This window comes from Bilophila sp. (genome assembly GCF_057864385.1).
On the sequence record NZ_DBMAFI010000106.1, the window covers coordinates 1 to 8083 of the forward strand.

General features: G+C 51.7%; 10 protein-coding genes and 2 pseudogenes. 6 read left to right on the plus strand and 6 right to left on the minus strand.

What is annotated here, in order from left to right; all coding sequences use genetic code 11:
* Positions 1-408, plus strand: a 408-nt coding sequence (locus ACZM8Y_RS17275; protein ID WP_489501933.1) for a hypothetical protein, incomplete at its 5' end; no start/stop codon positions are given.
* Positions 409-559: 151 nt separating this feature from the next.
* Here ACZM8Y_RS17275 and ACZM8Y_RS17280 read toward each other — a convergent pair.
* The gene (locus tag ACZM8Y_RS17280) at positions 560-1174 is read right to left on the minus strand and encodes a hypothetical protein (RefSeq protein ID WP_482334396.1); all 615 of its coding nucleotides are present in this window, start codon (positions 1172-1174) and stop codon (positions 560-562) included.
* Positions 1171-1734 (minus strand): hypothetical protein, encoded by a 564-nt coding sequence (locus ACZM8Y_RS17285; protein ID WP_482334394.1) that lies wholly within the window; start codon positions 1732-1734, stop codon positions 1171-1173. The genes ACZM8Y_RS17280 and ACZM8Y_RS17285 overlap by 4 nt, the downstream gene beginning before the upstream one ends.
* Before the next feature lie 184 nt (positions 1735-1918).
* Here ACZM8Y_RS17285 and ACZM8Y_RS17290 point away from each other — a divergent pair, with 184 nt between their 5' ends.
* Positions 1919-2191: a hypothetical protein gene (locus ACZM8Y_RS17290; protein ID WP_482334392.1), complete on the plus strand. Its 273-nt coding sequence runs from the start codon at positions 1919-1921 to the stop codon at positions 2189-2191.
* Here ACZM8Y_RS17290 and ACZM8Y_RS17295 read toward each other — a convergent pair.
* Entirely contained in the window at positions 2163-2579 is a 417-nt protein-coding gene (locus ACZM8Y_RS17295) for a BRO-N domain-containing protein (RefSeq protein WP_482334389.1), read from the minus strand. The genes ACZM8Y_RS17290 and ACZM8Y_RS17295 overlap by 29 nt on opposite strands.
* A gap of 961 nt (positions 2580-3540) precedes the next feature.
* Here ACZM8Y_RS17295 and ACZM8Y_RS17300 point away from each other — a divergent pair.
* The 3 genes from ACZM8Y_RS17300 (at position 3541) to ACZM8Y_RS17310 (ending at position 4670) form a co-directional block, all read left to right on the plus strand.
* Positions 3541-3798: a BrnT family toxin gene (locus ACZM8Y_RS17300; RefSeq protein ID WP_489501934.1), complete on the plus strand. Its 258-nt coding sequence runs from the start codon at positions 3541-3543 to the stop codon at positions 3796-3798.
* 271 nt (positions 3799-4069) lie between these two features.
* Positions 4070-4150, plus strand: a complete 81-nt coding sequence (locus tag ACZM8Y_RS17305) for a BrnA antitoxin family protein (protein WP_482334402.1) — start codon at positions 4070-4072, stop codon at positions 4148-4150.
* 307 nt (positions 4151-4457) lie between these two features.
* The gene (locus tag ACZM8Y_RS17310; protein WP_482334400.1) at positions 4458-4670 is read left to right on the plus strand and encodes a helix-turn-helix domain-containing protein; all 213 of its coding nucleotides are present in this window, start codon (positions 4458-4460) and stop codon (positions 4668-4670) included.
* 36 nt (positions 4671-4706) lie between these two features.
* On the opposite strand, the gene ACZM8Y_RS17315 is transcribed toward ACZM8Y_RS17310, so the two are convergent.
* From ACZM8Y_RS17315 to ACZM8Y_RS17325, 3 genes and pseudogenes are all read right to left on the minus strand, one after another.
* Positions 4707-4940, minus strand: coding sequence for a helix-turn-helix domain-containing protein (locus ACZM8Y_RS17315; RefSeq protein ID WP_482334385.1), 234 nt, complete (start codon positions 4938-4940; stop codon positions 4707-4709).
* Positions 4941-4948: 8 nt separating this feature from the next.
* Positions 4949-6867: pseudogene (locus tag ACZM8Y_RS17320) on the minus strand (terminase gpA endonuclease subunit).
* A complete protein-coding gene (locus ACZM8Y_RS17325) occupies positions 6867-7520 on the minus strand; it encodes a hypothetical protein (RefSeq protein WP_482334383.1) in 654 nt (217 codons plus the stop codon). Before ACZM8Y_RS17325 ends, ACZM8Y_RS17320 begins: the two are co-directional and overlap by 1 nt.
* A gap of 108 nt (positions 7521-7628) precedes the next feature.
* Between ACZM8Y_RS17325 and ACZM8Y_RS17330 the strand changes: the two are divergent.
* Positions 7629-8083, plus strand: a pseudogene (locus ACZM8Y_RS17330) (IS5 family transposase); the annotation flags it as partial.

Genomic DNA, 8083 nt, shown 5'->3' on the forward strand with positions numbered 1-8083 from the left:
ATGACAGTAGGCGATTCAAAAGAAGATTTAGAGTTTAGAAAAGTATATATTAAAAAATTTACAAATGAATACAAGGATCGTACAGGAATTGACATATCAAAACCCATTTATGATATTATAAAAAGCAATAATGACGTTACACAACTAGAATTATCTATCAAACGAAATAGACCAAATATTGATAATATCAAAATTGGATATATAATATTCAATTATCATAAAAATAAGCTGTCAATACCATTGATAGTTGAAGATTCTTCTTTTCTTGACATAAAAGAAGCAAAAGTCTATCCTTGTTTTGGAAATTTTTATACTTTTATAAATAAAGTTGGGTATTTATACAATATAAAAAAACAAGATATCAACATGATATATAATACTTTCGAGATAGCACTACCTAATAATTAAAAAATTATTATAAGTTGAAGAATATGAGCGAACACCTCATCTTCATATTGGTGAGTGCCCGTGCTGTACATACTTTTGGGCCTCCGCGCACTTGAAGGAGGATGTATAAAAGTAAGATCAAGTCGTCGATGGGGCTTACAGGCAACCCACGTCAACTCGCAGAGTTGCTCATCAAAATCAATATTAAGAGTCCTCTCCTCTCATGGTATGGGGAGAGGACTTTATCCCAAATGTGTATCTGAATGGTCTTGAGCAGAGCGGCATTGACCGACTTGGAGAGGATTTCATACGTACCCTGAAATGGGTTGATGCTATCAATCAGGTCAATGTTAAAGTTATCAATGTCGATGAATTTGTTTCCAATATTCAAAAATTCCTTTGCCCCATTCGGAATACCGTTTCTATCATCGTCATTTTTTTGCTTTTCTGGCGTACTGCCCACGACTTCAAATTTGGGAGCAAGCTTGCTGAGCAGCCCGCCGTTGGCATGCATAGCAAGTTGCGTCTTAGTAACGCCATTAACGGTCGAGACTTCGTTCATGTCGAGGTCGGGGAAGAGCTGCATGATGATTTTCGGCATCTCGACATCAGTCACGAGTTTTGGATCGTTCGTCTTGGTGATGACTGCGTTGATGACTTCCAGGGTATTCAGGAGGGTTGTGACCACCTGATCAATACCGCCGGAGGAGAGAATTTTTTGGACACACTCGGATACGGGATGTTCCGTATCGTCCAGGATGATGTCGCCGGGCTGAAGCGTTTTCACCGGGCCTCAAGGGAACACGGCCTGAAGGCGATGCTGGAAGCCAGCACCTCACGCATGAGCAGCGGCAACGTGATGGCCTTGAGCATGTTGTTGACGGAATTCTTGACGTCTTCGTCTTCCGCATCGGATTGGGCGATAAGATTGATAAACTGGGCGTGCGTCTTTCCTTCGCAGTCACGGGTTGCCCTGCCGATGCTCTGCACAATTTCCGTCAGGGACGAACGGTAGCCGATGGTCAGCACATGTTCGCACCAAGGCCAGTCAAAGACTTCCTTGGCCATGCCGAGCGCAATGATGATGCCCATCTGGTCGCGTTCCCTGATCTCACGCAGATACTTGAGGACATTCACACACATGGAGTCATCGGTTACGAGGTCGGCAGCACGCAGTTTTTTCCCCTTGCGTTTTTTCACCCTCATGATGCCTGTCCGGGAATCCTTTGCCATCACGGTCACGATGGCATCCAGAATAGTATCCATCTCATGGAGCTTTTGTCCTGTGGATTCCATGGAATTGACGCTGGGGATATGGAGGATGATCTTCTTGTCGAGAACAAGCACTTCCTTCAGTGCGTCGAAATAGCGCCCCTGATAGAAGTGATAGTCGATTCCAAGCGACTTGAGATAATTGTAGCCGTTGAGCTGTTCGTAATAATTATAGGTGAATTGTGTGAATCTGGCTTCGGTTTCCAGTGAGAGGATGGGAACCTGATCCCTACGGAAGTATGACCGTCATGGCGATGATATGGGCGGTGAAGCTTTCCATGAGGGCGTCTACCATAGCGCCAAGCTTGTTGCCGTCTTCAGCCGAGGTGTGGTGAAATTCTTCTATGACCACAAGGACATCATTGAATGCAACACAGTTCCCGCGTTCATAAGCAAAGCGCAGGATGGCGTGGGTGCAGAGAAGGTAGCGGAATTCTGTATTGTTGAGAAAGGCGGCAACCTGCTCGACCTTGCCTTCATTGCCTGCCCTACACAGGCCGCAATCAATATACCAGTCGGCAAAAAAACCTGAACTGGTGAGATTGGTATCCCATAGCGCCGAGGTTTCCCGGAGTGGGGAACGGTGTAGGCTCCCGTTTTACGCAGCGTAGGCAAAACTTCGGCACGCACCCATTTGGAGAAGGCGCGAGCCTGCGGCTTGCGCGAACGGAAAACAAGAAAATAAAGGCCGATTCGGAGATAGTGATCATTTCCTGCGGTCCACCAAGGGTGTCAGTAATACATACACCCTTTTCATCTTCATCCAGTTCAGAAAGACTCTGCCGGATATTTTGAATCTCCAAAACCTTGGCTATATCTTTGGCCACGAACCACGGATTACCGTCTTCGCCCAGCATAGAACGGACAAGATTTTCTCCAAAAGCGAAAGGCGCCAGATTACGTTCAGCTTGCGTATTCATCGATCCTCCACAGTTTTGCCAAAGTGTATGCATAGTTTCTTTAACATCGTCAAATAAAAGATGAATCTGGATGTTTTGCAGGATAATTTTTTCAACATTATCCTGTGCACATCCTGTTGCATTTATTGACGGTCACTCCAACGACGGCAGTTTTACCCGCACGGAAGAACGTTGCGCGTTCACTTCGGCAAAGACCTACAGGAGTTTGCGGTCAACATCTTCGATCAGAACCCAAAGCAGACGAGCCTGTGAGGAAGAACCGCTCTGGCCCATCAGTGCGGCATCGGCCATAAGTGGGGTCAAGATGTCGGTAGCCAGGGCGTTGTTCAATGGTACTGCGTTACGCATGGCTGCCTTCCTTCCTGAACGGGATTATGGTTGCCCGTCTGGTACTGCGGAGGGGAAGGTAAGAACCATTTTCCCGCTTTTGCTCCCGATGGTGGTATTCCAGCAGGTGGCTCGCCAATTGCCGGGAGAGTATCATTTCTTCGGGAAGTTCTTCCCGCAGCTGCGAGGTCTCAAGTAACAATCCTGTGACGTGGGCGAGCAGTTCGGGATACTCCACAGAGCATTGTTGAGGGCTTGGATGGCGGAGCAATACGGGTCTGAGGAAAGGGAAAAGATGGAAAGCTGGGACATGTGGGACACCTCTGGCGTTTTTTCTATTAGAGCCTGCAAAATGCAAAAACTCCGGGTACTAGAAACTGACGCCAGTCAGTGGACATATTCCCGAATTGCTCGGTCTTGTATTAGTCCACACCCGGAGGTAACTCCGTACATTGCCCCTCGGAGGATAGATCTCGGACACCCCAAAACACGAATTGACGGTCGCGGAAGCCGCTAGCGTTTGAAGATGTTTCTAGGCACCTAAAAAATTTTTGCCTCAAGGCACACAAAAAGTCAGGATAATTTTTATAACTACAAATATTGACGTCCCATGTTTTTGTTGTTCTAAAAATCTATGCAATACGAATGGGACGAAAACAAACGCAGAACAAATCTGGAAAAGCACGGCGAAGATTTTGCCGATGTGGACAGGCTTGACTGGAGCCGCGCCCATATCGAGCCGGATACGCGCCATAGCTACGGTGCCCCCGATATGCCGCCTTTGTCCCGCGCGATGACGCCCGCCTTATGTGTCTCGTTTTCACCCCTCGGGACCGGAGAATGCGTGTTATCAGCTGCAGAAAGGCAAACAGCCGGGAGAAAAAAGGTATGAGACGTTATAACGAAAACGGCAAAGAAATTGTCGTATATTCCTCCGGGGAACTTGCGGAGCCTCCGCGCCTTCCCGGAGCAGATCGGGAAATGACCGACGAGGAAAGCATAGCGGCGGCCCTGTCCGATCCCGATCCCCTGCCGCCGTCCGAAGACACTGCGCCCTTCGTTGGCAAAGTCAGGCGTGAAGCGCTTGCCGACCTGTTCCCACCGGAAACTGTAGAAGCTTTGCTGGCACCACGCCGTGGCCGCCCAAATCGGAACGCTCGAAGATACAGTTCACCACCAGATTTGACGCCGATATTGTGGAGCATTTCCGCAACAGCGGCAAAGGCTGGCAGGTAAGAATGTAGGAAGTGCTGCGCAAGGCCATAGCCATGGGCCTGTAAAGAGCATTTCAAGAGGTTGCTCTGTGCCCAAGCACTATAAGGACGATTTGTCTGCCGCTATTCATGAACTTGCGGAAGATTTGCACCGGCATGGTGCCATTGACAAGCAGACTATGCGTGAACTTGATGATTCTTGTCTCCACCCGGTGGAAGGAAGAGGGGAGCATGCCTAAGCAATATTATAGTGAAATCGCAGAAGAAACTCGTATGGATATAGAAGGGCTGTACGAGCTGGGTATCGTCGACCAGAAGACCATGCGCCATTTTGACGATGTGTATCGTCCCCGCCCAGCCCATGAGCGGAGAGGAAATCCGTAGCCTGCGTGAACGGGAAGGGGTCAGCCAGCCTGTACTGGCATGGTATCTGAATGTCAGCAAGAATCTGATTTCCGATTGGGAACGGGGAGTCCGACGCCCCGGAGGTGCGGCCTTGAAGCTGCTGAATCTGGTCAAAGAAAAGGGATTGCAGTCCATAGCACTGTGATAACGAAAAAGGGAGGAAGCCGTTCCTCCCTTTCTTTTATTCGGCATCCGGCTCCACAGCCTTACGGGCGAGATAGCGATCTATACTGCGGATGGGGATCTGCATCCCCCTGCGTGAGCCGATACGGAGAGCCTCAAGTTCTCCGACAGCCACCAGCTTGTATACCCAAGATTCACTGCACCCCATGTAGAGGGCTGCAACGGGAACGGAAAGACGGGGGCTGGCTGCTCGATCATACGGTAAATTGATGCGTTTCCTGTTTTTTGACATTCAACCTCCTAATAATCTCCGCGGTTCCTCATGAACCCGGGCCTGTTCCGTTCCGGAGCTGTTCTGGCCGGGGGAACCCGACTCGGAAGCGTTCGTGGGGGCTGCGCCGGCCTGCCGGATTGTTCTTCCCTTAGACGCTGGCGTTTTTCGGATGACAGAAAGATATCGCGCTCGACAATCATCTGGAAGCTCGGCAGCCAGCTCCCGTCCACGCAGGCATCGGCCATCATGCAGCAGTCGAGGTAGTGGTTCGCCCGGCGCTTGCGTACCCAAACATGCTTTCCATTTCTATCGTGCACAAGGGTTTCTGCCGACAGTTGCGCGGCAAAGGCTTCGTCGGTCTTTCGGTGCAGAGTCACAGGCTGACGCGCATCCGGTTCCAGCCTGGCAAAGATAAGAGATTTGAAATAGTGCGTATCCAGCAGGTACAGCCATAGGCCGCCCGGGATGCGGATGCGGGAGCTGGGCAGCCTGTCGATGCTGGTGGCGCGTACCGGCGTGTGCGACTCATGGGACGCCCCCTTGCAGGCAAACAAGCGCCCAGCACCGTGCCGGCGCACAAACGTGTAAACTTCCTCGGTACGGGACACCACGTCTTCATCACGCCCGAGTCAATGCCCGCACGCCAAATGGCAAGACTTTTTCCTGCGTTGGGACTGTTATCCTCGTAGTCGTAGCGTGTTTCCATCAGAGCATGGACGGAATCCCAATCCGTCAGGCGGCCATAGTCGATGACGGCGGACGAGAGATCAGGCCGCCACGCCTTCACGACATACCAGAAGCCGCGCTTTTGCACGTCTATGCCGGCAGTCAGAGCAACGGCGTCGCCGGGGACTTTCAACGGCTCCAGATCAGGATCACGGTGTTGCAGGATAAGGTCTTCTGTCGTCTCCAGTTCCACGGCCCGGAACGGCATGGCCCACATGCCGTTTGCGTACTGCTGTTTGACTACTGGCGAGTCGGATGCCTCTGCCCGCATTTTGGCAGCCATGATCTCAGACAGGGATACGGCCTTGGACACGATAGCCGGCAGATGGAACCCGATACGCCGGGGGGAAGGCACCGGGTTTTCCGCCTCCCAGCGCCCGCGAGCCACAGCCTGATCCCGAAGGTGATCGGACCACAGGAACTTGCAGATCGAGCACTTGTAGCGGCCGAGCTTGCGCCTTTCCACTTCCTGTGGTGATGCTGTCTTTTCCGTCATAACCAGACCTTCTTCCGTCATGATCTGATATGAACCGCAGGCCGGGCACCGCACAAAGTAGTGACGTACTTCGTCGCACTCCTCCAGTGCCTGCACGATACTGCATTCATCGCCGCCAATGGGCTTGCTGACGCGAAGGATTTTGCGCTTGTGCTCATAGCTGCGCGTGCGCTCCCGAAACTCCTCTACGGGTACGCCTTGGCCAGCAATCTGTTTATACAGAGCTTCTTCGTCAAGGAAGAGGTCCTGAATGGAGATTGACGCGCGTTGCCCCTGAGACTGCGCGCTGGCCATGAACAGGTTGGTGCCGTCACGGAAACTGATCCGGGTATTCCGTACTTTTCCGAGCTGGGCGCGCACGGGCGGCGATGCCCGGAACATGGGGACCAGTTTGTTGGCCACCACCTTGCCGATGGCGTCGTCGTCCTGCATGGCAAGCATGCGCGGTCCGGGGCGCATGTCGATGCAGTATGCCAGCGCCGCATGCATGACCAAGGTCTTTCCGGTCTGGGCGCTGCCGCAGACCGCCACCTCCTTCACGCCGGGCATGCTCCATGTGTCCATGATCCCGGCAAGGTAAGGGTTCACGTCCCGCCTATACCCTCCGCCAGCATACGGCCCATCTTTTACAATAAGATTCCGTGCCGCCCAGACAGATAGGGGAATGTGCGCCCGACGACGGAAAACGTGCCGCTCGCCGGGGGTAAAACGGATTGGCGGCATTACTCGTCTCCAGACTCCACAGAGGGAGTGCTTTCGGGGTCCTCCTCGCCATAGGTGAATTCACGATCAGAGTCCCACGCATCCATCCAGTCTGCGGTTTCCCGGTTCCACCACTCGAGCAGGGCCTCCAACTTACTATCGTCGCCATCGACAAGTGCAATGATCTCCCCGGCCTTGCGGTATCCGAAACTTTCAATCTCGCTCTTGAAAAAAAGGGCTCGTGCGGACAGTGCCTCCTCATGCTCTGTCCGTGGCATCAACATCCCCATTTCCTTTTCCAGTTTCAGACGCGTGCGCTCGGCCGTATACCGTTTCAGCTCGGTATCTGCCGATATGCGGTCAACTGTGGCGTTGGACAGAGCCTTATTTTCATGCTGGGTCAAAGGCGTAAGGTTGGCTGCGGCATACGCCAGCAACGCCCCTTCCTCGAATCCAGTTTCTGCTTTGGACACCTTTCGAGCCGCCACATCGCGGTTGAACTGACTTTTGCTGATCTTGAAACCGCTGTCCCGCAGGAAATCAACGGCATTGAGCTGGGTCTTGAAAATCCGCATAGCCGCACTACCTCCCTGCAGTCTTCGTGTTTCATCTTCCACCGCGGCCCGCGCGCGGTTGAACGCGGAAATGTTGTCCGGAGTCGGGTTCTCCTTCATTCGGCGCTTGCTTTCCTCCTTGGCCCGGATGAGGAAGGCTAGGTTGTGTCGTCATTTAAGTATTTATATTTTATATCTATTTTCATTCTCATACTATCAGGAGAATGAATGGTACCAGCACATAGACTCCACGATATATCAGATAGCTTATGGGAATTATTGAAACCTTATTTGCCGGGACGTGAAGGAGCAAAAGACGTTACTGTCAGAGATAACAGACTGTTCATCAATGCATTTTTTTGGATTTTACGAACTGGTTCTCCATGGCGCGACCTGCCACCGGACTATGGCGACTGGAAAAACACACATCGCAGATTTTGCAGATGACGGGACAATGGGTTTTGGGAAAAACTTCTTGAAATTCTTATTGATGAACCGAATTTTGAATGGCTGATGATTGACGCTTCCTATATTAAAGTCCATCAGGACGGGACAGGAACAAAAGGTGGCAACCAGCACATGGGGCGCACAAAAGGGGGCTCAACTCAAAGATACATCTGGCCGTGGATGCGCATGGTATGCGGGCAGAATGGTTATCACGTCAGGTACCGTTGCGGATTGCA

What these genes read in the sequence shown, in the direction of transcription:
- ACZM8Y_RS17310 (WP_482334400.1), top strand. Translation starts at nt 4,458, where the DNA reads ATGTGTATCGTCCCCGCCCAGCCCATGAGCGGAGAGGAAATCCGTAGC.
- ACZM8Y_RS17295 (WP_482334389.1), bottom strand. Translation starts at nt 2,579, where the DNA reads ATGAATACGCAAGCTGAACGTAATCTGGCGCCTTTCGCTTTTGGAGAA.
- ACZM8Y_RS17300 (WP_489501934.1), top strand. Translation starts at nt 3,541, where the DNA reads ATGCAATACGAATGGGACGAAAACAAACGCAGAACAAATCTGGAAAAG.
- ACZM8Y_RS17325 (WP_482334383.1), bottom strand. Translation starts at nt 7,520, where the DNA reads ATGAAGGAGAACCCGACTCCGGACAACATTTCCGCGTTCAACCGCGCG.
- ACZM8Y_RS17315 (WP_482334385.1), bottom strand. Translation starts at nt 4,940, where the DNA reads ATGTCAAAAAACAGGAAACGCATCAATTTACCGTATGATCGAGCAGCC.
- ACZM8Y_RS17290 (WP_482334392.1), top strand. Translation starts at nt 1,919, where the DNA reads ATGGGCGGTGAAGCTTTCCATGAGGGCGTCTACCATAGCGCCAAGCTT.